The organism is Streptomyces mangrovisoli (genome assembly GCF_000974985.2).
GTDB classification, from domain to species: Bacteria; Actinomycetota; Actinomycetes; order Streptomycetales; family Streptomycetaceae; genus Streptomyces; species Streptomyces mangrovisoli.
Map to the genome: position 1 here is coordinate 1 of NZ_LAVA02000002.1, position 22,243 is coordinate 22,243.

A 22,243-nucleotide genomic window follows, 5' to 3' on the forward strand; every position below is an offset into this window, starting at 1 on the left:
GCCGGACAGCTCGCTTCATGAAAGCGCGAGGTTAGCGGTTCCTTGTCGTGAGGTCCGGGTACCTTGACACCGTCTTGACAGCGTCCGCGCCCGATAAGTGAGGGCCGGTTGACGAGGGACCCCGGCGGCCAGGTCGTCAACGTGTCCTCCGCCCTGCACCGCGCCGCGTCCATCCAGTGGTCCGACCCCAACCGCTCCCGGCGCTACTCGCGGCTCGCCGCCTACGCCCAGGCCCAGCTGGCGCTGGCGGTCTTCGCCGCCGACCCGCGCGTCACCGCGGTCTCCGTGCACCCGGGCGTCTGCGACACCGCGTTGCTCCCGCTCTACGGCCACCAGGGCGGCTCTGCCTCCGAGGGCGCCGCGCACGTGGTGCGTCTGTGCGACCCGGCCGTCGAGATCGTCAACGGCGCCTACTACGAACGGGAGGCACGCATCGATCCTGCCCCGGCGGTGGTGGAGGACCGGACCGTCAAGCGTCTCCACAAGCCGGCGGACCTGCTGGTCGGCCGCAGCACCTGAAGCTCGGCTCAACGGACACAGGGGGTCACGTACATGTCGAAGCGCGCCCGGACGAAGCGGGCCCGGCGGAGGAAGAAGGCCCACCACGGTCACAAGGCGGGCCAGGGCTGACCCGCCGCCGCGCGCCGGGCGGGAGCCCTCCGCGGGGCCTCCGCCCGGCCTCGCGGAGCACGGCACAGGCCCTTCACGCGTTTTAACGGATCCTTGATGCGGTGAGAGCGCACTCGCGGGGGCCCGGGCATCACGCTCTGCATACGCTGGTGCCGCCGTCCGCGTGATGGCCTGTCCCGCAACGGAGCCACGCACCGGGAGCACGCCGATGGCCACCACCGAACACCCACCACGGCGGCTGCACGCCTGGATGCTGGAGGGCCTGTCCGACATGGGCAGGCCGGGCGGTCACACCGGCACCCACACGCAGCCCGAGCCCGCGCATCAGGGCCGGCGCTGGTGGCGGGTCATGTGCCTGACGGGTGTGGACTACTTCTCCACCCTGGGCTACCAGCCGGGCATCGCGGCCCTGGCCGCCGGCCTGCTGTCCCCGATCGCGACCATCGTGCTCGTCATCGTCACGCTGGCCGGAGCTCTGCCGGTCTACCGCCGCGTCGCTGAGGAGAGCCCGCACGGCGAGGGCTCCATCGCCATGCTGGAACGGCTCCTCTCCTTCTGGCAGGGCAAGCTCTTCGTCCTCACCCTGCTCGGCTTCGCCGCCACCGACTTCCTGATCACCATCACCTTGTCTGCCGCCGACGCCTCGACCCACCTGGTGGAGAACCCACATCTGAGCGACTTCCTGCACGGCAAGCAGATGATCATCACACTGATCCTGGTGGCTCTGCTCGGGGCGGTCTTCCTCAAGGGCTTTCTGGAGGCCATCGGCGTCGCGGTCACCCTGGTGGGCATCTACCTCGCGCTCAACGTCGTCGTCGTGATCGTCGGCTTCTACCACGTCGTCACGGCCGAGCACGTCGTCACCGACTGGACCAGCGCCCTCACGGCAGAACACGGGAACGTCTTCGTCATGATCGGCGTCGCCCTCGTCGTCTTCCCGAAACTCGCCCTCGGCCTGTCAGGGTTCGAGACCGGCGTAGCCGTCATGCCCCACGTGAGCGGGGACGACGACACCGAGGAGAACCCCACAGGCCGGATCCGGGACACCAAGAAGCTGCTGACCACCGCGGCGGTCATCATGAGCTGCTTCCTCATCGCGACCAGCTTCATCACCACGCTGCTGATCCCCGAGAGCGAGTTCAAGACGGGCGGGAGCGCCAACGGCCGAGCGCTCGCCTACCTGGCGCACGAGTACCTCGGCAACTCCTTCGGCACGGTCTACGACATCTCGACCATCGCCATCCTCTGGTTCGCCGGCGCATCGGCCATGGCCGGCCTGCTCAACCTGATGCCCCGCTACCTGCCCCGCTACGGGATGGCCCCGCACTGGGCCCGCGCGGTGCGCCCCATGGTCATCGTCTTCACCCTGATCGCCTTCCTGGTGACGTGGATCTTCGACGCGAACGTCGACGCCCAGGGCGGCGCCTACGCAACCGGCGTGCTGGTCCTGATCAGTTCCGCGGCGGTCGCGGTGACCATCGCCGCTCACAAGGCCGGCCAACACAAGTGGACGATCGGGTTCGCGATCATCTCGGCGGTGTTCCTCTACACGACCGTCGTCAACGTGATCGAGCGCCCCGACGGCGTGAAGATCGGCGCCTGCTTCATCGCGGGGATCATCCTCGTCTCACTGCTTTCCCGCCTCGCGCGCGCCTTCGAGCTGCGCGTGACAAGCGTGGCGCTCGACGACATGGCGGAACGATTCATCCGCGACATGGCCAGCCGCAAGATACGGTTCATCGCCAAAGAGCCGGACGCCCGCGACAAGGCCGAGTACCGCGCGAAGATCGAGCAGATCCGCGCCGACAACGACATGCCCGAGCAGGACGACTTCGTCTTCGTCGAGGTCACGGTCACCGACCCCTCCGAATTCGAGGCCGGACTCACAGTCCGGGGCGAGGTCCTGCACAACCGCTACCGCATCCTGACACTGGAGTCGGCCTCGGTCCCCAACGCCCTGGCCGCGCTCCTGCTCCACGTGCGCGACACGACGGGCCGCATCCCGCACGTCTATTTCGAGTGGACCGAGGGCACACCGTTCGCCAACTTCCTGCGGTTCTTCCTCTTCGGCCAGGGCGAAGTCGCCCCGGTCACCCGAGAAGTGCTGCGCGAGGCGGAACCCGACCCGGAACGCCGACCGCGCGTGCACACCGGGTGAGGCGACGGCGACGGCGACAGGATGCCGTCAAGGTTCGTCCATACGGCGTCAGGACCCCGTCAGCGGCTGGACCGGGCCGGCTCACGGCCGCCTAGCGTGGCCTGTATGACACGGAACGGACCGGCGGCGCAGACCGCCGACCGACACTGGCGCGCAAGCCTGCGGCTCGCGACGAGTTGCGCCCTCGCGTTCTGTGTCATGGCCCTCCTGGTCGACTGGGACGCGGGAAGCCTGACACCGGTCCGTGCCCTGCTCTGGTCCACTCTGTCGGCAGCGGTGTGGGCCGTCCTGCTGCCTCCGCGGGTGAGCGCGGGACCGGGCTGGCTCGCCGTCCGCACTCCCTGGGGCCGCCGCCTCGTCCGCACGGACGCGCTGACGGCCGTCCGACAGTACGAGGGCGTCTCGGCCCACCTCGTCCTGCGGGACGCCTTCGGCAACCGGCTGGAACTCGATCCGCGGATCCTCACGGCGAGTCCTTTGCTCTGGCACGAGCTCGACACCGGCGTCCGGCGCTCCCTGGAGCGCGGAACGCTGCGCCAGGGAGCGGAGGTCATGGAGCGACTGGGGCATCGCATAGACCGCGAGACGACCCAGGCCGTACTTCGGGTCTCGGGGCTTTCCTGACCCGTCGTCACCACCGTCCCGGACGCACGGGAGCCCAGCCGAAGTCGGCTCCCAGATCGGCAAGCAGGCGGCAGCCCAGCGCAAGAAGGCGGACGCCCAGTTCACCCAGTGGCGGAAGGCGCACGGCACCACGCGCGACGACAAGGCGTTCGCCGCCTGGGCCGCCCAGCAGATCCCGGCACCGCCCTCGGCCGAGGAGCGCACCGCCGAACTGCGTCAGGACCAGCAGCTCGCCAAGTCCCGCACGGCGGCTGGGAAAAGGGCGGCGACCTGGCTGGAGCTCAACGGCAAGAAGGACGTCTATAAGCTCTACCTCCACGATCAGCGCGAACTCGTCCCGGCCGCGCAGGGGAAGACGGAAAAGGCCGAACTGAAGGCGGCTCTCGAGCTGGCCAGGACGACCAGCGACCAGCTCGCCGCCCGTGACAAGCAGTCGGCCCCCTACGTAATGGACGCGGCCCTGCGCCCGGAGAGGCACATCAAGCCGGGGGCCAAGGGCCCCTACTCCTAGGCCTTCCAGCCACGCCAGCCGGGCGGCCGCGGCCGTCACCTTCCTCAGCGCGCTCTCGCCGCACCGCGCGGAGGACTACCAGTGGATGCAGGACGAGGTCCTCTACTCGCGCCTCTACATGGCAGGCCACGTCACCAGCGACATCGCGGCCGGCCTCCTGCTCGCCCACCCCCACCAGTCGGAAGACGCCGTCCGGTGCGTATCGCCGCCCACCTTCCCCTGCTGCTCTGCTTCCTCGGTGTCGAACACATCGGCTGCTGCGGGGACCTGGCTGCAGGGCAACGGTGTCAGCTCGCACGCCTAAGGTTGCTGACCACTGACCTCAAGGGGCTTCACCATGGGTATCCATCCCGACGTCGCGGTACTGCTCGACCTCGTCCCGCCGGACTTCGCAGGCGGCGAGCACATCGACTGGGCGGCGGCCGAAGCCGCACTTGGCGCCGAGCTGCCGAGTGACTACAAGGCTCTGCTCGACACGTACGGTGTGGGCGACATCGGCGAGCTCGTCATTCTGCCCCCGCTCCCGAGTGACGTGCGCGGGTGGGAAGGGTGTCACATCGCAGGCATGACGGACGGCGTGCGCGGACTCTGGGAGGAAGACGGCGGAGTCCCCGAAGTGACGCTGGGTGCCGACGCCATCCTGCCCTGGGGTTCCGGAATGAACGCCAACGAGATGGCTTGGCTCATGACCGACTCGGATCCGGACAAATGGCCTGTCGTAGCCTGGCGACGACACCACTCGTGGGGCGAGTCGCCGTGGGCCCTGTTCGACTGCACCATGGTCCAGTTCATCACCCGCATGATGCTGGGCCGGTTCGAGGCCTGCCCACTCGGCGATGCGTCGCTCTGGAAGCAGACGGATACTTTCGTCAGCTGGCGAGAGCAACATCGACGGCTCAGGGCCGGACTGGATCCTGCTACGGGCGAGCCAGATCCCTACGCCGACATGTTCCCTGTAACCGAGGACCGGCCCTGATCCGGACCGGAGCCGGATGGCGGGGGCTGCCGCCGTCGCCGCACTGAGCAAGGCGCAGCCGCCCTTGTCGTAGCTCGTGGTGACGGCTCGGTGCTGTCTCAAGCGGTTGACCGGGCGGGCAGTACCGCACGGGCAAGACCACGCGGGCAGTACCGCGCGGGGCCGCGATCGTTCCCCCGATCCGGTCGCGGCCCCGGCGCGGCGGGTGCGGGGGCTGGTCACGCGCCGCAGCAGCCGCCCGAGTTCTCTTCGGACGGGGCGGCGGTGCCGAGTGCGATCAGCTGCGGTGCCGGGGCGCAGCATCCGCCGTCGGTCTGGTCGGCCTCGGGGGCGTCGAAGAGGCCGGCGCCGCCGCAGACTCCGGTTTCGGGGAGGGTGAGTTCGACGCGGTCGGCCGACTCGATGTCTCCGGCGATGGCGGCGACGACCGAGCGGACCTGTTCGTACCCGGTCATGGCGAGGAACGTGGGGGCGCGGCCGTAGGACTTCATGCCGACGAGGTAGACGCCCTGTTCGGGGTGGGACAGTTCGCGGTGGCCGTGCGGGTAGACGGTGCCGCAGGAGTGCTGGTTGGGGTCGATCAGGGGGGCGAGCGCGGTCGGGGCCTGGAGGCGAACGTCGAGGCCGAGACGGATTTCGGAGAGGAACGACAGGTCGGGGCGGAAGCCGGTCAGCACGATCAGTTCGTCGACGGCATCCAGGCGGCGGCCGTCCTCGGCGGTCAGGACCAGGCGGCCGTCACCGTCCCGCTCGATCACCTCGGTACGGAAGCCGGTGACCGCGTCCGCGTGGCCGTCGTCCACGGCCGCCTTGGCCGCGAGTCCCAGGGCGCCGCGAGCGGGGAGCTGGTCGGCGCTGCCGCCGCCGAAGGTCGAACCGGACAGGCCGCGGCGCAGGATCCACACGGCCTTGGTGCCGACGCCGTCGTCCGCCTTCGCCAGGTCGGCGAGGCAGGCCAGCGCCGTGAAGGCGGAGGCCCCGGAGCCGATGACGGCGGTGCGCTTGCCCGCGTACCGGGCCCGTACGGCTGGGTCCTTCAGGTCGGGCACGCGGTAGGTGATCTTTTCGGCAGCCGTGTGCTCGCCGAGCGCGGGCAGACCGCTGGCGCCGGCGGGGCTGGAGAGGGTCCAGGTTCCGGACGCGTCGATGACGGCACGGGCCAACAGCCGCTCCTCGCGGCCGTCGGCGTGCTGCACGTGGACGACGAAGGGCTGAGCCTCCCGGTCGGCGTCCACGATCCGGTCGCGGCCCGCCCTGGACACCCCGTCCACTCGCGCTCCGGTGCGCACGCGGTCGCCGAGGACGTCGGCGAGCGGCTGAAGGTAGCGGGCCGCCCAGTCCCCGCCGGAGGGGTACGTGGCCGGGTCCGGCCTGGTCCAGCCGGTCGGTGCGAGCAGCTTCTCCGCGGCCGGGTCGGTGACCTCGCCCCAGGTGGAGAACAGGCGCACGTGCGACCACTCCCGCACCGCCGCGCCGGCCGTCGGACCGGCTTCCAGCACCAGGGGCTCGATGCCTCGGTCGACCAGGTGGGCCGCGGCGGCCAGACCGGCGGGTCCGGCTCCGATCACGACGACGGGAAGTTCGACGGGGACGGGCGCGTTCACAGCGACTCCTAGCTTGTTTCGACATCTGTCGATGTCTTGCCCGGTCAGCATGGCACCTGATTCGACGAGCGTCAACATAGACATTCATCGAATCAGCAAGTGTCGCGGAGCCGTGCCGCAGGGGGCGGCGGAGCCCGCCGCGCCCACGCCGGCCCGCCTGCTTCGACATGTGTCAACATAGACGCATGTCGAATATGAAGGCGCTGCCCCTGATCGAGCCCGAGGCTTCCGACGCCGTGGCGCCGTGCTGCCCGCCGCTCACCGAGCGGCCTTTCACCGCGGACGAGGCCGAGACGGCCGCGCGGATGTTCAAGGCGCTGGGCGACCCGGTACGGCTGCGCCTGTTCACCGCCGTCGCCTCCCACGAGGGCGGCGAGGCGTGCGTGTGCGACATCTCCGACGTCGGCGTCTCACAGCCGACCGTGTCCCACCACCTGAAGAAGCTCAAGGAGGCCGGGCTGCTGTCCTCCGAGCGGCGCGGCACGTGGGTGTACTACCGGGTCGAGCCGTCAGTGCTGGCAGCGATGGGCAAGCTGCTGGGCTTCGCCCCAGCTGCGGCCTGACACCCACCCCGTCCCCGGCGCTCCGACCGCAGGTTCACTCGGTCTTGGGTGCCAGGCTCCGCGGCGCGCCGGCACGATGGAGCACTCGCTGATGAGCGTCGTCGGCCCGCCGACGCACTTCAGGGTCCTTGTCCGCCGCGAGCCGATCGAGCACGGCCAGGGTCTCGGGGTCGGCCCCGGAGTCCGGGACCGGGAAGCGACTCAGGGCGATGGCGACCCAGGCACGGACCTGCGCACTACCGTCACGGGCGAGGTGACGTATCGCCGGGAGCGTACGGGGTTGACCGGCGAAGCCGAGGGAACTCAGAACACTCACCCGCACCCGCGGGGACGCATCGGCAAGCAGGCGCACCAGCAGGTCAACGGCCTCCGCGCTGCTCCCGCTGTGACTGCCGATGGTGCCGACGGCCGTGCTCCGCATCCGCTCGTCCGGATCGCCGGCGGCGCGGGCCAGAAGGGGCAGGTCACCGGGATCCGGTACGAAGCCGAGCAGCCACAGCGCCGCGCGCCGCAGGTCCTGGTCGGAGTCCTCAACCCACGGCAGGAGGAGGTCGCGCGCGGCCGTGGGGTCCTCCCGGGCGAAGACGGTGAGCTCCGTCGCGAGGGAGTCCTGGTCATCGCCCAGATCGCGGGAGAAGGCACGGAGCAGCGTAGGCAGAGCTGCGCGGCCGGCCGTGTCCGCGAGGATCCGGGCCAGAACACACCTGGCGTACCAACTCCCCGACTCCACCGCCGCTGCCAGGTGAAGCTCCAGACGCGGAACCAGCTCCGCGTCCCGGGCGGCCGCCAACTCCTCTTCGATTTCAGCCAGAGCGTCAAGATCCGAGTCCGGAGCGGCCAGCTCCGCCGCGAGCCGGTCAAGGCGTACGACCGCATGATCCACCGGTTGTCCCCCGCCCAAAATGGCCTCCCCGACTCCCCGACTCCCCGACTCCCTGCGGACCCTAACGGGCCACCGCCAGGCGGGAGAGCTGGCGGCGGTCACCAGCCTTCGCTCCCGCCGTGTCCACAGCCGTCCCCTCCTAAGCCTGCCACGGCCTGGTGAACCAATGGCAGTCACAGGACTGGCTCAGATCACTCGGCGGCTTTGCGGCCCGTCTGGAAGATGAGTGCCACCAGGCCCAGGCCGACCGCGGCGCCGATCAGCTGCATGGCGATGAAGCCGGCCACCGAGGCCGGCGCGATGCCCGCGAACGTGTCGGTGAAGGCGCGGCCGATGGTGACGGCCGGGTTCGCGAACGAGGTCGACGAGGTGAACCAGTACGCGGCGCCGATATAGGAGGCGACCGCGATGGGAGCGAAGCGCAGGCGTTCGGTGCGGGCCAGGCCGAAGATCAGCAGAATTAGACCGGCCGTGGCGACGACCTCGCCGAGCAGGAGATGTCCGGCCGAGCGGTTGTGGGTGGACCACTTCACCAGTTGCTCGCCGAACATGGCGTCGGCCAGGACCGAGCCCGTGATCGCGCCGACGATCTGCGCGGGGACGTAGGCGCCCAGTTCGCGCAGGCTCACCCCGGTGCCGCCGCGTCGCGTGGTCCACCACTCGGCGAGGGTGACGGCCGGGTTGAAGTGGGCTCCGGAGACCGGGCCGAGCAGGGCGATGAGCACGCCGAGGCCGAAGACGGTGGCGGTGGAGTTGGCCAGCAGCTGAAGGCCGACGTCCTTGGTCAGTTCGGTCGCCTGGATGCCGGAGCCGACCACGATCGCGACGAGCGCGGCCGTACCGACGAATTCAGCCGCTACCTTGGCCGGCAGCGGAGGGCTCTCGGGCGGGGTGGCGCCCGGCGCCGACTGCGGGTCGGCGGCGAGGGCGCCCCCGGCTCTGTCGTGCTCGGTGGCCTCGGTGGCGCTCAACGGGACTCCTCGGTGCGTGCGGAAGGGCGAAGGGACACGGCGGACCGGCGGGCGCCGGGGAATGGGGAATCAGGGGCAGGACCGCTTGACGTTGTTCTCGGCGGTCACGCGGGCGCTCTCCGCCAGGTCGGCGAACTGGCCCGCGAGGGAGGCGATGACGTCGGGCTTCAGCCGGTAGTAGGTGAAGCGCCCGCAGGGCTCCGTCTCCACCACCCCCGCCTCGCGCAGCACCTTCAGATGGTTGGAGAGGTTCGTCTGTCTGGCCCCGGTCTCCTCGATGAGGTGCGTGGAACAGAGCGTCTCCTTGGCGAGCAGGGTGACGATCTGGAGGCGGAGCGGGTCGGCCAGAACCCGCAACAGATCAGTGTCGACTGACGTCAGCATGGACTGATAATCTCACATCACTCCTGGCTGATACCAGCTCGGGCTGATTCCTGGGGTTCATGTCCCGGCCCTGCCGAAAACCCGTGCCCCGAACGGGTTCCCATGCCCGAAGGGGGTTCCCATGACCCCGTCCCCGCCCCCTGCTCTGCCTGATGAACGTCTCGCGAAGGAAGTACCGATGTCCCCCAGCCCCCTCGCTTCCGTGCTGTTCGTCTGTGTCCACAACGCCGGGCGATCACAGATGGCCGCCGGCTTCCTCAACGACCTCGCGGGCGACCGGATCGAGGTCCGCTCCGCCGGCTCCGTCCCGGGCGACCAGGTCAACCCCGCCGCGGTCGAGGCCATGAAGGAAGTCGGCGTCGACATCTCCGCAGCCAAGCCGAAGGTGCTCACCACGGAGGCCGTCCAGGCGTCCGACTACGTCATCACGATGGGCTGCGGCGACGCATGCCCGATCTTCCCCGGCAAGAAGTACCTCGACTGGGCCCTCGAAGACCCCGCGGGCAAGGGGGTCGAGGCCGTACGTCCCATCCGCGACGAGATCAAGACCCACATCGAGGCCCTGATCGCCGAGATCGACGCGCAGCAGGAGGCGTGACCTCAGCGACCGACGACCCCACCCCGTCCGCGGAGTCATCGGCATCGCCTCCGGCCCCCATCGACACGTCAGTCCGGGCCGGTACCTGCCGCCCGGGCCCCCAGTTCATCGAGCCAGCCGACCACGTTGTCCCTGCGGGTACTACGGCCCCTGGCCGCATCGAGCGGGGTGCCCTCGGCGTACGCGGGCACCCAGTTCACATCCGCGCCGAGCCCGAGAAGGTGCTCCGCGGCGCGTCGCTGCCCGGCGCAGCAGGCGTGCCAGAACGCCTGGGACACCTCCTCCTGGGTGGGATCGGCAGCGTCGATCAACTGCTGCAGGCGGTCGAGCATGCCCAGGGCGGCGGCGTGCCAGAGCTTGTCCACCCTCGCGCCGCGGGCGACAAGGAGGGCAGCGACGTGCCAGCAGGCGTATCCGATGGCGTTGTCGAGAGGCGTACCCATGGAGCCGTCAGGTGCTTCAATGTCGGCGCCCGCGTCGATCAGAGCGGCGGCGACATCGACGTCGTCGCTACTCGCCGCCCAGTGCAGCGGACTCTCGTCACCCGATTTCCGGAGATTGGGGTCGGCCCCCGCGGCCACGAGCAGCCGGACGATCTGCGGCCCGTTGGGAAAGTAGCCGGGCCAGTCGGCGACCACGTGGAGGGCGGTGCGGGTCTTGAAGGCGCCCCCGAGCGGCCTTGTGAGAAGGGCGGGTGCTTCGGCGGTGATGCGCTGTACCGCGTCCGTGTCGCCCGCACGGATGGCGGAGACCAACGCGGCCACAAGGTCGTGTTCAGGCGTATCCATGTCGACACCCCCCTGGCCGGCTTGCGCCGCGACGGCCTGCAGCGCCTCCTGCAGATCCACGACGCTCGGGGCTCCGTCCACCCGTCCGTCCGCATCCCGGTACAGGCGGCACGACAACGAGGCCGCAGCACCAGGCACGGCGAAGGGGTCCACCCCCTCGATCAGAACGGTGGGCGAGCCGGCCATCCCCAGGCGGGTCGCCTGCTCCTGATCGGCGATCTCCACCCGTTCCACCGTCGCGCTGCGGCCGTCGAGAGCGCGGGCGATCCGTTCCTCGACCAATGGGGCGTGGGGGCAGTCGGGCACAGTCAGCACCGTGATGCGCATGGCATCGTCCTCCCGGCTCAGAACGTCTCTACCCGACCGTAGACGCTCAGCGCGTCTCGCCCAGCCGCCGCTCTGTCACTCCTCGGGAGCCACGACGACCACAGGTGAGTGCCGCTACCTGGTTCGCACGCTTCCCTGCAGCGGCGGTCCCGGGGCCTGAAGATGCTCAGCCCCGTGGCGGGAGCAGAACTGAAACCCCGAGAGCTTGCCGATGTCGTGCAGCCCGGCACACAAACCGACGACTCCCCGCGCCTTGTCCGGGTCGTCGGCAAGTCCCATCCCCTTGGCGATGCTCAACCGCTGATTGTCCGACAGGTACACATCCCACAGATGCAGCGCCATGGCAGCCGTATCAAGGAGGTGCCTGACCAGCGGATACGGAGGCAACGCCGGATCCAGCCCTCGCACCTTCGCCCAGACGGACTCGTCCGGCCCCTCACTGATCACTCCCGACACCGCCGCCGCCCTCCGTAAGCCCGACCGTGCCGCAGATCCAAACACACGCCACTGACAGCAGACCCGAAGAGCAGGACCGGATACATTCATGGCATGCGATGTGCACGTCTGCACGCCCGAACCACAACGTCAGCAAAGAGAATGCAAAGCCACTTTTAACGCGCTGGTCAGGAAGTGTCCTCCCCACCTGCGTGGGGGTGTTCCGGTCAGGCCGGTGACGGCGCTCGCGATTTCGTGGTCCTCCCCACCTGCGTGGGGGTGTTCCGCTTCTTCCTCACCGCCTCGAGCTTCGGCGCCAGTCCTCCCCACCTGCGTCGGGGTGTTCCGTGTTCTCGCATCTGCCGATCCGCACTGACGACGTCCTCCCCACTTGCGTGGGGGTGTTCCGCCGACTGTTGATCGAGGATCACGAGGCCGCACGTCCTCCCCACCCGCGTGGGGGTGTTCCGCCCCGGGGTCGCAGGCCCGCGCCCCCGAGGCGGCGGCCTCTGCCCGACCTGGCCTGACCGACCACCGGCTCCGCCTCTCGCCGCGCGGCGGACGACATGCCTGGGTGGAGAAGGGGACCGGGCCGCCGATGGTGTGGGCCTGCGTTCGGCGACGACCGCCCACCCGGTACGTCCCCAGCGGGCGGCGCCGACTGGCCGGGACGATCCGGCCGCTGAAGCGCCGACAGTGACCGCCCAGTGCGCGACGAAGGCAGCACTCCGGTCGGTCCTGCACTCTGTTCCTCGGGCCAGCCCCGGAGCCGCCCTACTCCCGGGAGCCGCTCGCGTACAGCGCCGCGGCTTCCCTGATCCGGAGGCGTCAACACCGCGGCAGAACAGAGGAGGCGGGCGCCGCGTCCTGGACGCTCCGAAGGCCGTCGGCGGACGGGGCCGCTCCCCGCGTACCTCCCCGCCCTGTGCGCGTGCCGACCGTTCACCACGCCGTGAGCGCGAACGTCAGCAGGGCCAACGCCAAGGTGACACTGGCCGCGAAGGCCGCCGCACCGCGCAACAGCGCGGCAGCGTACGTGGCTCCGTCGATGCGGGCGAGGACGCCGGCCGCCGCTCCCACGAGGATGCAGAAGAGCGTGACGACGGCCAGGAGCAGGACGAGGACCATCAGGTGGACGGACGAGGTGTTGTTCATCGGTTTCTCCCCGGGCGGGTCTGCGACGGTGTCTCCGGGAAATTTCGGTGTTTTCGTGTTCGCAGGGGTTCGGAGCGAACGAAGATGAACGAAGACGGTCGCCCGGGGGACGGAGCAGCAGGACATGGGGGACGCGCACCAGGACCCGTTGGTTGAGCTCGCGCGGCGGTTGCGCACCCTCAAGGCGCAACGCGGGCTCCAGATGGGCGGGTTGCAGCAGCGGACCGGGCTGGGCCGGACGACGGTCAGCCAGGCGTTGAACGGTCATGTACTGCCTTCCGAGGCCACGTTGGTGGCCCTGGCGAGGGCGCTGGGCGCGGATGCGGAGCCGTTGCTGGCGTTGCGCCGGGCCGCCGCACCCCCACCGCAGGCCCACGAACTCCTTCCCCAGGCGGCTCGCCGATCACGGCGGTCGGCCGTCCAGCCGTCGTTCGAGGAGCGCTACCTCGACTACGTGGCGCAGCGGTATCGCCGGCTGACCGTGGTGGGACTGGATCTGAGCCGGCCGGAACGCGGCCACTGGCCGCTGGACGCCGCCTATTTGAGTCTGGAGCTGGCCGAGCGCGCGGCCGGCCGTCCCGCCGGCGGCGAAGACCCGGACGAACGCCCGTCGATCGTCGTCAAGCGGGCGGAGAGCGCGCTGGCGGGCTGCCGGCGGGTGCTGCTGAGGGGGCTCGCCGGGTGCGGCAAGACCACGCTCCTGCAGTGGCTGGCCGTCGCCGCGGCACGCGGCCGGCTGCCCGAGGAACTGACGCACTGGCGGGGGCGGATCCCCTTCGTCCTGCCCCTGCGGACGCTGGTGCGACGCGGCCCCCTTCCGGAACCGCACGACTTCCTCTCCGCGGTCGGGTCCCCGCTGGCCGCCTCACAGCCCGCGGGCTGGGCCGACGAGGTACTCGCCGGGGGCGAGGCACTCATCCTGGTCGACGGCATCGACGAGGTGCCCCAGGAACATCGCGGCGCCACGCGGGACTGGCTCGAACAACTCATGGCCGCATACGGGGACGCACATTTCGTGGTCACCACGCGGCCCTCGGCCGTTCCCGAGGGCTGGCTGGCCGCATCACGCTTCACCGAACTGTCGGTGCGGCCCATGGGCGCCCCCGACATCGCGGTCTTCGTCGGCCGATGGCACACCGCCGCCAGGCGCACCGCGGCAGCCGACGCGGAACGCTCACAGTTGTACGACCTCGAAGCAGACCTGCAGATGACCGTGCGAGAACAGCGTGACCTGGCCCAGCTGTCCCGCACACCCCTGATGTGCGCGCTGATCTGCGCACTGCACCGGGACCGGCGCGGCCACCTGCCGCACAGCCGCACCGAACTCTACGAGGCGGCACTGTCGATGCTCCTCGTCCGCCGCGACCTCGAACGCAGCATCGACGTACCCGAGGGCATCCGGCTCACCGAACAGCAGAGCGTCAAGCTGCTGCAGCGACTGGCCTACTGGCTCATCCGCAACCGCCAGACCGAGATGGACCGGGCGACCGCGCAGGCCCTGGTCGACGACGCACTGCCCGCCATGCAGACCGTGGCCGAACAGGGCAGCGCCGACCAGGTCCTGACGCACCTGGTCGGCCGCAGCGGGCTCCTGCGCCAGCCCACCATGGACACCATCGACTTCGTCCACCGCACCTTCCAGGACTACCTCGGGGCCAAGGCCGCCATCGAAGCGCACGACTTCCCGCTGCTGGTCAACAACGCCCACGACGACCAGTGGGAGGACGTCGTGCGCATGGCCGTCGCCCACGCCCGGCCGGCCGAGAGCGCCGACCTCCTGCGCCGCCTCGTCCGACGCGGCGACGCCGAGGACGGGCACAGGAGCAGACTCCACCTCCTGGCCGCCGCCAGCCTGCAGTACGCCACCGAGATCGAACCCGACGCCCGCCACTTGGTCGAACAACGTGCCCAAGTCCTGATGCCTCCCCGTTCCAGCGAGGAGGCCGTGGAACTGGCCGCCCTCGGGCCGGGCGTCCTCGATCTCCTGCCCGGGCCGGAGCATCTGGAAGGCGACGAAGTGGGCCCGGTCGTCACGACTGCGGCTGCCATCGGCGGCGACCACGCGTACGCGTTCCTCCGCCGCTTCGCCCAGTTGATGCCCGCCGACGCGCCGACCGGGGACCTGGTCGAGGGCTGGTCGCACTTCGACGCCGACGAGTACGCCCGCGACATCCTGCTCCCCCGCATGGACCATGCCGACCTGACCCTGACGGTCCACACCGAGGAACAACGCCACGCGCTACGGCTCCTGAAACCCGTCACCGGCATCATCTATCAAGAAGCGTTCACGGCGGGCGAGATCACCGAGCACCTCTCGGCCGAGCACACGCGCACACTCCAGATCTACGAGGGCCGACGGCTCGACGGGCTGCGATTCACCCGTGAACTGTCCGCCTTGAGGGAACTCACCCTTGCGGGCTGCACCGAACTCAGGCACCTCGAAGAACTTGCGGGGCTTCCGCTGTCGGCGTTGAGCCTTGTGAGCCTGCCGGACGGGTTCTCCTTCGACGCGCTGGGCTCGCTGCCCGGCCTCGACGGGCTGTCGCTCTACACGTCCCTGCCCTGGGAAAGCCTCACCGAGCTCCCGGCACCCAAGAGCCTCACTTCACTGTCCCTGAGCGGCCGGACCGGCACCCGCCTGACAGGCGTCTCACAGTGGCAGCAGCTGCAAGTGCTGGTCATCAACGCCGCCCCCGACGAAGGGGAATGGCAGGAGACCGCCGCACTCCCCCATCTCACGGAACTCTATCTGTCGGAGTACGACCTCGACCGCGCCGTTCCCCTGCCCAGCGTCACCTACCTCCGGCTCGTACCCTCCTCCCACCCCCAACTGGACCTGGTACCTGACCTCTTCCCCCACCTCGAACGTCTCTTCATCAACTGCCGCGACACACAGGAGGACATCACCGACATCACCCCCCTGAGCCGGATCGAGGGACTCGAGACCATCACCGTCAGCTACGCACGCGCCGTCACCGGCCTGGAACACTTCCCCCCGGACACCGTCGACCGGTACCCACGACCACGGACAACGGACTCCTGAACCACCCTTCCGCGCTCAGGCGAAACGCACGCGGGCCCGGTGCATGCTCTTGAGGCACCTGCCCGCCGCCGTACGGCTCTCGGCGGTCATCCAGCCGGACACCAGGGTCGTCCGGCTCGAACATGACGGCACCCGGGTCACGGCCGTGCACGCCCGGCGCGGCGACGAACGGCTGCGCGACCTCCCGCAGACGGTGTTCCTGACGGGGGGCCCGATCGGCGGAACGCTGCTTCTTTGGCATCGGCGGTCGCGGCCCAGGGCGGTCGAACTGCTGCCGCCCGCAGCCACCAGCCTCACGACCGCCGCGCAGGCGACCGATTTCGCGCTGCTCCGAGCTCGGTTTCACCCTGAAGGACCTTCCAGCGGGTCAGGGCGCGCGATCCGTGGTCTCGTCTCAACTATGCCCAAGGTCTCCAAGCTCACTGCATCCCGGGTACAGCAGTTCGGTCCGGTGACCGACCGGCGCGAGGACATGGACGGTTACACGGTCGAGTTCGTGTCTTTCGCCGCGGACGCCGACCTCGATGGCCCGCTCCAGGCCCTGCCCGGGGGCCAGTGCCCCTGCCCTCACTGGGGCTACGTCTTTGCCGGACACGTGCGCTTCGTCTTCGACGACCACGAGGAGGTGTACGAGACCGGCGATGCGTTCTACACCCCGCCTGGTCACCGGCCCTACGTCGACGCCGGCACCGAACTCCTGCAATTCAGCCCGACCGAACAGCTCGCCGAACTTGAGCAGGCCATCGCGAAGTGGATGAGCCAGCAGCAAGACGGCTGAGGAATCGGTGCGGGCGCTGCTGCCGCCTGGGCTTGACCCCGCCAAGGCGGCGGGACTCGGTGCCGGTCTCCGCGATGGCGACCTTGACGTGCCGGGCCCCGGCGACGTCCACCTCGTCGCCCAGCCGGGCTCAGCTCCTCCAGCCCATCCACCCGGATCGGCCGCGGCGGCGGCCCTGCCAGGCTCGCTGACCGCGTCGCCTGCACAGCCGTGACGGACGCGGCTGAACCAGGAGCACCGAAGCTTCGGCGCCACCGAGCCGCGAACGCCGGTTCCAAAAGACGTGTACCCGCACTCCGCGGGCCGCACGTCGGTCGCGCCTCCGCCCAACTCCGTTCGCCACTCGCGCGGAAGAGGCTCAGCGACACGCAATCGGTCGTCCAACCCGTGGACGTGTCCGCGGCCGCAGCAGCTCGGCGCCGATTGTGCCAGCCGCCCGTCTGACCGACCTCGCCCTGCCCGGCGCCCAGCCACTCGTCGGTGCCGGGTATCCGGCGGATCTCCGTCAGCCCCAGCGACTCCTTCGAGTCCTTCCGCGCACGGTCGACACGTGGAGGCGGCCCCCTTCGATCTTCAGGCACCGGCCGTCGCCGGAGGAACCGGTTCCGTTCGAGGAAGGGTCCCGCGTCGTCCTGGGCCGTCCGTATCCGCCCGGCGCACACGCCGAGTACGGGCGGGGGTTCGACCCACGTGGAGCCGTCCCAGCGCGGCTGGAGGAACTCGTCGTCGGGTTCCTCCTCGCCGGGGCCTGCCACCGCCAGGCCGGACGCGCCATGCGGCAGCCGGGGCGCGGTCCTGCGGGTGCCGTCCAGGTGCTGGACCCTGCCGCTCCGCAGGGCCTTCTCGGAAGTGGGGTACGGGGGCCGGCGTCCTGGGCAGTTTTCAAGCCGGGCGTGATTTCCGGGAACGACTGTGCCGCGACGGTGTCGGAGGGACGATTGACACCGACGGGGCGCGGGGGTGGGGACGCATGGGCGGCGAATCGGCGTGGCTGCGCAAGGTGTGGCAGGGGGGTCTGCTGGCACTCGCGTCGGTCGGGATCCCCGCCGCGGCTCTGGGAAAGTCCGCGCGGTTGCGGGAGCGCATGCATGAGCATCCCCTCCTCGCCCTCGGGCTGCTCGTGCTCTACGAGCTGGTCGTCGCCGGTGCCGCTTTCATCGGTGCGGTGGTGCGTGATCTGCGGGAGCGCTGGGTCAAGCGCGCCGCCGACTCCGTCGACCTGTGGGCCCGCCGCAGACTCTCCCCGTACACCCGGCACTTCCTCAAGTACGTCCGGGCCGCCACCCGTTACATGGACGTCAAGGGCCTGTCGACCGCGGGGGAATTCACGCTCGAGATGCAGGACGTCCTGGTCTCGCTCTCACTGGTACCGACCGCGGTGCACGTGCTGACCCCTGACCCGGTACGCCGGCACGCGGCAGAGGTCTCCGGGCGTGAGCAGACGGTCTGGTACTGGCTGCGGCGGGCCAGGCGGGAGGGGACGGTACTGGCCGTCATCGGACCACCGGGTTCCGGCAAGACCACTTTGCTGCGGCACGTGGCGTTCCGCCTCGCCACGGGTGGCCGGGCGGCGCGCTCCACGGACCTGCCGGGCATGATCCCGCTCCTGGTGAACCTCCGCGAGCACCAACGGTGGTTCGCGGAGGAGGCGGGGACGCTGCCCGATCTGCTGCGGCGCTGCCTCACCCAACTCGAGCAAGCGGAGCCACCGTCGTGGGTGGAGACCAACCTGCGCGCCGGGCACATGCTGCTCCTGTTCGACGGGATGGACGAACTCCCGGACGACACCGCGCGTGTCTCCGTCGCGAACTGGATCGAGGAGCAGTCCGCGGCCTGGTCGGGGAACCAGTTCGTGCTCACCAGCCGCCCGTTCGGCTACCGCAGCCGACCGCTCGCGGGAGCCACCGTGGTGGAGGTCCAACCCCTGTCGACCCGCCAGATCACCCTCTTCGCCGAACAGTGGTACCGAGCGATCGCTATCCGCTCCCACGGGGCCGACAACGACTCCTCCCGGCTCGCCGCCCGGGTCGGCGCCGCGGAGCTGCTGTCACGCCTCGAGGAGAATCCGAGCCTGTACGAACTCACCGCGAACCCGCTGCTGTTGACCATGGTGGCCAACGTCCACCACTACCGGGGCGCGCTGCCGGGCAGCCGCACCGAGCTCTACTCGGAGATCTGCGAGGTCTTCCTCGGCAAGCGCCACGAAGCACGGGGCGTCGCCGTCGACATGCCGGGCCGGCGCAAGCGTGCCGTACTGCGCGCCCTCGCCCACACCATGATGTGCCGCAGGCTGGCCGAACTGCCCGTCGCGGAGGCGGTCCAGGTGATCGGGCCCGGTCTGTCGCGGGTGGCGGACGCCGTGGAGCCCGAGGACTTCCTGCGGAGCGTCGAAGGCTCCTCGGGCCTTCTGGTCGAGAAGGAGCACGGTGTCTACGCCTTCGCCCATCTGACGCTGCAGGAGTACCTGGCGGCCGAGCACATCCGCGAGGAACAGCTCCAAGGACAGCTGCTCTCCTGCCTCGACCAGCCCTGGTGGCGCGAGACCGTCCATCTCTACTGCGCGATGGCGGACGCCACCGCGATCGTCGACGCCTGCCTGGGCCAGGCGTCCGATCCCGCCATGCTCGCCCTGGCCGCGCAGTGCATCGCCGAGTCCCAGCAGGTCGACGAGGCGAGCAGGGACGCGGTGACACGGCTGATGAGCCCCGCCGACGCCCGGGAGAACCCGACGAGCCGACGTGTCGCGGCACAGGCCCGACTGCGGCTGCGCGCCGCCCAGGACATCGCCATCGGCCGGAACACCTTCGTCGGCCTGCCCGTCACCTGGCTCGAATACCAGTACTTCCTGGACGCACGGGCCGAGGACGGCGAGTGCCTGGTGCCCGACCACTGGGACGATCGGATCTACCCGCCCGGCCAGGACGACGAGCCCGCCGTCGGGCTGCGGTACGAGGACGCGGCACGGTTCTGCGAATGGCTGACCGTACAGGCGGGTTCGGTCTCCTGGTACCGGCCGCCACGCATCAGCGAGATCGACGCAGTGCTGGAACGCGACGTGCCCGGGTTCTCCCGGCACGCCTTCTGGACCGGCACCCGGTCGCCCCGCCAGGACGACGGCCGTTTCTGGCCGCTGCACCGGCGGTCGTCGGCTCTCGCTCCCCGGGCCGCCTATCCGCCGGTCCCCCTCCCCGCCGGCCGGCAGGCGGCGGTGCGGGCCGCGTCGGCACGCGAGTTGGCCATGGCGGGAGCCGGTGCGTCGTTGCTCGACCTGGCGCACAGGACCGCCACCTACGATCCCTGCGACATAGGGGCCCTCGTTCCGGATGTCGCGCTGGCTGCCGCACTCGCGCGCGAGCGCTGGGACGTGGACGCGCGCGACACGACGGCTCGGCGACTGCGCGAGGAGCTGTCGGACCTGCTCGCCGACGTAGCGCGCCGCACCGAGGCCTGCTTCGACCGTCGCGAATGGGCACAGCGGCGCACACCGCAGGCGGTCGCCCGCCGTGAAGAATGCCGGATCGACGTGCTGCGGGCGGCGCAGCTCGCCACCGAGCTGCACACCGCCGTCACCGGCAAGGACCGGTTGCCGCCCAAGCACCAGATGCCGCGCCCCACCCGCAGAATGCCCCTGCCCAGCAGATCGCCCGCCGTTGTCGTGAGTGTCCTGGCGCACGCCCTGGCGGAGATCCACCACGAGATGCTCGCCGTCGAAGTACGCCTGCGCGGCGAGGCGTTGCCCACCGAGGCCCTCGTCTACCGACGAGGCGTAGGAAGTGACCGCCAGGACCGGGGGGAACCCGCACCGGCCGTGGCGTCCGCCGGCCGCGCGCGGGTCTGGCCGGTCCTCAAGCCCTGGGCCGACCGGTGCACGGCCCTTCTGCTGCTCCTGGTCTTCGCACCCTTGATCCTGGTGACCGCCTGCGCGGTGAAAGCGGACAGCGCAGGACCACTCCTCTACCGGCAAAGACGCGTCGGCCTCAACGGCCGGACGTTCATGCTGTTCAAGTTCCGCACCATGGTCGTCAGCGCGGACCGGCAGATGAGAGAGCGCTTGGCTGCGCTCGACAACGATGACGGCCTGCTCTTCAAGATCCGGCGGGATCCGCGGATCACCCGGGTCGGTTCCGTCCTACGACGCTACAGCGTGGACGAGTTGCCGCAGCTGCTGAACGTACTGCGAGGGGAGATGTCCATGGTCGGCCCCCGGCCGGCACTTCCCGAGGAAGTGGCGGTCTACGACTCCAACGTGCTCGGGCGGCTGGCGGTGAAGCCCGGCCTGACGGGTCTCTGGCAGATCTCCGGCCGGTCGGACCTGCCCTACAACGAAGCGGTGCGGCTGGACCTGGAATACGTCGACCATCAGTCCGCCCGACTCGATCTGGTCATCCTCGCCCGCACATTGGGCGCCGTACTGTCCGGGCAAGGGGCCTACTGAGCCATGCAGTGGGGTGGTTGCGGTGGCATCGCTACGGCTGCGACGGTGCGAGCCCCAACTGGCGCAGGATGCCCAGTTCGTCGGGCCGGTTCCACCGTTCGACGATGCGGCCGTCCCGAATCCTGAAGATGTTGGTCCCGTGCAGGGTCAAGGGGCGCCCCTCGGCCGGGGCCGGCACCCCGAGCAGTTCACCGCGTTGCGTCCCACTGGCGGTGAAGTGCTCGACGACGAGGTCGTCCTCGGCGATCATCAGGTTCGGCTCGCTGTGCCAGTCGGGGCACGCCTGCCGGAACACCGCACCGGCGGCGCGGAGGCCTTCACGGTCGGCAGGCGCGTTGAACGGAGGGTCGTGGTCGACGAAGTCCTCGGCCAGGTACTGGTCGACCGCGCCGAGGTCGCCCTTGGTGAACAGCGCGTCGACGAACGCGCGCACAAGGTCTTTGTTCTTGGCGAGGGTGGTGTCCGAGCTGTTCATGGCCTCAGTGTGGCCCTCCAGAGATGGCCGCAAACCGCGCATTCTGCCTGTTCACTCCGCTGCGTCGCGGCTTCCCGTCGCCGTCGCCGTCGCCGTCGCCTGCGGCTGCGGCTGCGGCTGCGGCTGCGGCTGCGGTCGTCCGACCTCGCGCAGCTCCGCGCTTCCTTCCGGGTAACGCCTTCGTGGGCTGCCCGATCATTGCGCTGACACGGCCTCGGCCGCCGTGGCAGGGTGCGGTGATCGCATGCGGTGACCGCATGCGGTGATCGGGTACGGCGGACGGAGGGGCTTCTGTGGAAGCACAGATGTGGGACGCACTGGTTGACACGGCGAAGAGCGCCTATGCCGCCGGGCTGGGCGAGGGCACCGTCCCGCGTCCGCTCATCATGCCGCTGGTCGGCGGCGAACTGGTCGGGATGATCTGGGCCCGTCCGTTGGAGACCGGTCAGGACGCACTCACCGGAATCGTCGAACTCTCGAACATCGCGGCGGCGGCCCGGGCGGACGAAGTGGTCCTGGCCTGGGAGACCCATGACGTCGCCACCGTCTGCGAGCTGCCGGTCGTCGGCGCGGCGCCGTGCCTGAACATGGTGCTCGCCACGCGCGAGGGGCATGTCCTGCACCAGTTCCCCTACACGGAGCAGCCTCTGCCCCCTGCCGAGGAAGGCCGGACGTCCGTCGCCCCGGCGTGGGGGCCGGTCCCCGATCCACAACCCGGCGCCGAACTGGTACCGCCGATCCAGGCCGCGGTCGACTACTCGTTCACACCGCTCGAGCTGGACCACCCCAACCCGTTCGGCGTCACCGTCGTAATGATGGAGGAGGACGGCTACCGGGTGCGTCTGACCGAAGCGTTCGCGTTCTGACGGGCGACGAACGGGGCTGGCCTGGTGACCGGGGATCCG

Annotated in this window: 16 protein-coding genes, 3 pseudogenes and 1 CRISPR repeat array; of the genes and pseudogenes, 11 read left to right on the plus strand and 8 right to left on the minus strand. The window is 70.2% G+C overall.

From position 1 onward, the window contains the following. Positions 1-99 precede the first annotated feature (99 nt). The 4 genes and pseudogenes from WN71_RS00700 to WN71_RS00720 all read left to right on the plus strand — a co-directional run. Positions 100-519, plus strand: a pseudogene (locus WN71_RS00700) (Rossmann-fold NAD(P)-binding domain-containing protein); the annotation flags it as partial. Positions 520-838: 319 nt separating this feature from the next. Continuing rightward, positions 839-2,788, plus strand: a complete 1,950-nt coding sequence (locus WN71_RS00705) for an APC family permease (RefSeq protein ID WP_046592878.1) — start codon at positions 839-841, stop codon at positions 2,786-2,788. 105 nt (positions 2,789-2,893) lie between these two features. Further along, positions 2,894-3,412: a hypothetical protein gene (locus WN71_RS00710; RefSeq protein WP_046592879.1), complete on the plus strand. Its 519-nt coding sequence runs from the start codon at positions 2,894-2,896 to the stop codon at positions 3,410-3,412. Positions 3,413-4,260: 848 nt separating this feature from the next. Beyond that, positions 4,261-4,899, plus strand: a complete 639-nt coding sequence (locus WN71_RS00720; protein WP_052743269.1) for an SMI1/KNR4 family protein — start codon at positions 4,261-4,263, stop codon at positions 4,897-4,899. Between the two features lie 218 nt (positions 4,900-5,117). Here the strand turns inward: WN71_RS00720 and WN71_RS00725 are convergent, their stop codons facing one another. Next, a complete protein-coding gene (locus WN71_RS00725) occupies positions 5,118-6,503 on the minus strand; it encodes an NAD(P)-binding domain-containing protein (protein WP_046592881.1) in 1,386 nt (461 codons plus the stop codon). A gap of 185 nt (positions 6,504-6,688) precedes the next feature. Between WN71_RS00725 and WN71_RS00730 the strand changes: the two genes are divergently transcribed. Then, positions 6,689-7,066 (plus strand): ArsR/SmtB family transcription factor, encoded by a 378-nt coding sequence (locus tag WN71_RS00730; RefSeq protein ID WP_046592882.1) that lies wholly within the window; start codon positions 6,689-6,691, stop codon positions 7,064-7,066. A gap of 34 nt (positions 7,067-7,100) precedes the next feature. Here WN71_RS00730 and WN71_RS00735 read toward each other — a convergent pair whose 3' ends face one another. The 3 genes from WN71_RS00735 to WN71_RS00745 form a co-directional block, all read right to left on the minus strand. Beyond that, positions 7,101-7,949 carry a HEAT repeat domain-containing protein gene (locus WN71_RS00735; protein ID WP_052743270.1) on the minus strand — a complete coding sequence of 283 codons (849 nt, stop codon included), beginning with the start codon at positions 7,947-7,949 and terminating at the stop codon, positions 7,101-7,103. A 191-nt stretch (positions 7,950-8,140) separates the two neighbouring features. Further along, the gene (locus WN71_RS00740; protein WP_046592883.1) at positions 8,141-8,920 is read right to left on the minus strand and encodes an aquaporin; all 780 of its coding nucleotides are present in this window, start codon (positions 8,918-8,920) and stop codon (positions 8,141-8,143) included. A 69-nt stretch (positions 8,921-8,989) separates the two neighbouring features. Continuing rightward, a complete protein-coding gene (locus tag WN71_RS00745) occupies positions 8,990-9,304 on the minus strand; it encodes an ArsR/SmtB family transcription factor (RefSeq protein WP_046592884.1) in 315 nt (104 codons plus the stop codon). A 178-nt stretch (positions 9,305-9,482) separates the two neighbouring features. Between WN71_RS00745 and WN71_RS00750 the strand changes: the two genes are divergently transcribed. Beyond that, positions 9,483-9,902 (plus strand): arsenate reductase ArsC, encoded by a 420-nt coding sequence (locus WN71_RS00750; RefSeq protein WP_046592885.1) that lies wholly within the window; start codon positions 9,483-9,485, stop codon positions 9,900-9,902. 68 nt (positions 9,903-9,970) lie between these two features. Here the strand turns inward: WN71_RS00750 and WN71_RS00755 are convergent, their stop codons facing one another. The 3 genes from WN71_RS00755 to WN71_RS00765 all read right to left on the minus strand — a co-directional run bounded on the left by WN71_RS00755 (position 9,971) and on the right by WN71_RS00765 (position 12,607). Next, positions 9,971-11,017 carry an ankyrin repeat domain-containing protein gene (locus WN71_RS00755; RefSeq protein WP_240529519.1) on the minus strand — a complete coding sequence of 349 codons (1,047 nt, stop codon included), beginning with the start codon at positions 11,015-11,017 and terminating at the stop codon, positions 9,971-9,973. A gap of 114 nt (positions 11,018-11,131) precedes the next feature. Then, positions 11,132-11,563: an HD domain-containing protein gene (locus tag WN71_RS00760; protein ID WP_167382883.1), complete on the minus strand. Its 432-nt coding sequence runs from the start codon at positions 11,561-11,563 to the stop codon at positions 11,132-11,134. A gap of 86 nt (positions 11,564-11,649) precedes the next feature. Next, a CRISPR array of direct repeats spans positions 11,650-11,922; the repeat unit is 29 nt; unit sequence GTCCTCCCCACCTGCGTGGGGGTGTTCCG. Positions 11,923-12,394: 472 nt separating this feature from the next. After that, the gene (locus tag WN71_RS00765; protein WP_046592887.1) at positions 12,395-12,607 is read right to left on the minus strand and encodes a hypothetical protein; all 213 of its coding nucleotides are present in this window, start codon (positions 12,605-12,607) and stop codon (positions 12,395-12,397) included. Between the two features lie 124 nt (positions 12,608-12,731). On the opposite strand from WN71_RS00765, the gene WN71_RS00770 reads away from it, so the two are divergent. The 4 genes and pseudogenes from WN71_RS00770 to WN71_RS42470 form a co-directional block, all read left to right on the plus strand. Beyond that, positions 12,732-15,650 (plus strand): NACHT domain-containing protein, encoded by a 2,919-nt coding sequence (locus WN71_RS00770; protein ID WP_046592888.1) that lies wholly within the window; start codon positions 12,732-12,734, stop codon positions 15,648-15,650. Positions 15,651-15,699: 49 nt separating this feature from the next. Further along, complete coding sequence (locus tag WN71_RS42460) at positions 15,700-16,428, plus strand: cupin domain-containing protein (protein WP_240529520.1); 729 nt, start codon at positions 15,700-15,702, stop codon at positions 16,426-16,428. A 1,336-nt stretch (positions 16,429-17,764) separates the two neighbouring features. After that, positions 17,765-18,385, plus strand: a pseudogene (locus tag WN71_RS42465) (NACHT domain-containing protein); the annotation flags it as partial. 1,845 nt (positions 18,386-20,230) lie between these two features. After that, a pseudogene (locus WN71_RS42470) lies at positions 20,231-20,863 on the plus strand (sugar transferase); the annotation flags it as partial. Positions 20,864-20,894: 31 nt separating this feature from the next. On the opposite strand, the gene WN71_RS00785 reads toward WN71_RS42470, so the two are convergent. Beyond that, positions 20,895-21,338: an ester cyclase gene (locus WN71_RS00785; RefSeq protein ID WP_046592889.1), complete on the minus strand. Its 444-nt coding sequence runs from the start codon at positions 21,336-21,338 to the stop codon at positions 20,895-20,897. Between the two features lie 305 nt (positions 21,339-21,643). On the opposite strand from WN71_RS00785, the gene WN71_RS00790 reads away from it, so the two are divergent. Further along, on the plus strand, positions 21,644-22,204 hold the full coding sequence (locus WN71_RS00790; RefSeq protein ID WP_206299987.1) for a hypothetical protein: 561 nt from the start codon (positions 21,644-21,646) through the stop codon (positions 22,202-22,204). Positions 22,205-22,243: the final 39 nt, after the last annotated feature.

Bases quoted from the DNA above. Each gene is read 5' to 3' on its own strand.
- WN71_RS00705 (WP_046592878.1), top strand. From the start codon at position 839: ATGGCCACCACCGAACACCCACCACGGCGGCTGCACGCCTGGATGCTG.
- WN71_RS00710 (WP_046592879.1), top strand. From the start codon at position 2,894: ATGACACGGAACGGACCGGCGGCGCAGACCGCCGACCGACACTGGCGC.
- WN71_RS00720 (WP_052743269.1), top strand. From the start codon at position 4,261: ATGGGTATCCATCCCGACGTCGCGGTACTGCTCGACCTCGTCCCGCCG.
- WN71_RS00730 (WP_046592882.1), top strand. From the start codon at position 6,689: ATGTCGAATATGAAGGCGCTGCCCCTGATCGAGCCCGAGGCTTCCGAC.
- WN71_RS00745 (WP_046592884.1), bottom strand. From the start codon at position 9,304: ATGCTGACGTCAGTCGACACTGATCTGTTGCGGGTTCTGGCCGACCCG.
- WN71_RS00750 (WP_046592885.1), top strand. From the start codon at position 9,483: ATGTCCCCCAGCCCCCTCGCTTCCGTGCTGTTCGTCTGTGTCCACAAC.
- WN71_RS00755 (WP_240529519.1), bottom strand. From the start codon at position 11,017: ATGCGCATCACGGTGCTGACTGTGCCCGACTGCCCCCACGCCCCATTG.
- WN71_RS00760 (WP_167382883.1), bottom strand. From the start codon at position 11,563: ATGAATGTATCCGGTCCTGCTCTTCGGGTCTGCTGTCAGTGGCGTGTG.
- WN71_RS00765 (WP_046592887.1), bottom strand. From the start codon at position 12,607: ATGAACAACACCTCGTCCGTCCACCTGATGGTCCTCGTCCTGCTCCTG.
- WN71_RS00770 (WP_046592888.1), top strand. From the start codon at position 12,732: ATGGGGGACGCGCACCAGGACCCGTTGGTTGAGCTCGCGCGGCGGTTG.
- WN71_RS00785 (WP_046592889.1), bottom strand. From the start codon at position 21,338: ATGAACAGCTCGGACACCACCCTCGCCAAGAACAAAGACCTTGTGCGC.
- WN71_RS00790 (WP_206299987.1), top strand. From the start codon at position 21,644: ATGTGGGACGCACTGGTTGACACGGCGAAGAGCGCCTATGCCGCCGGG.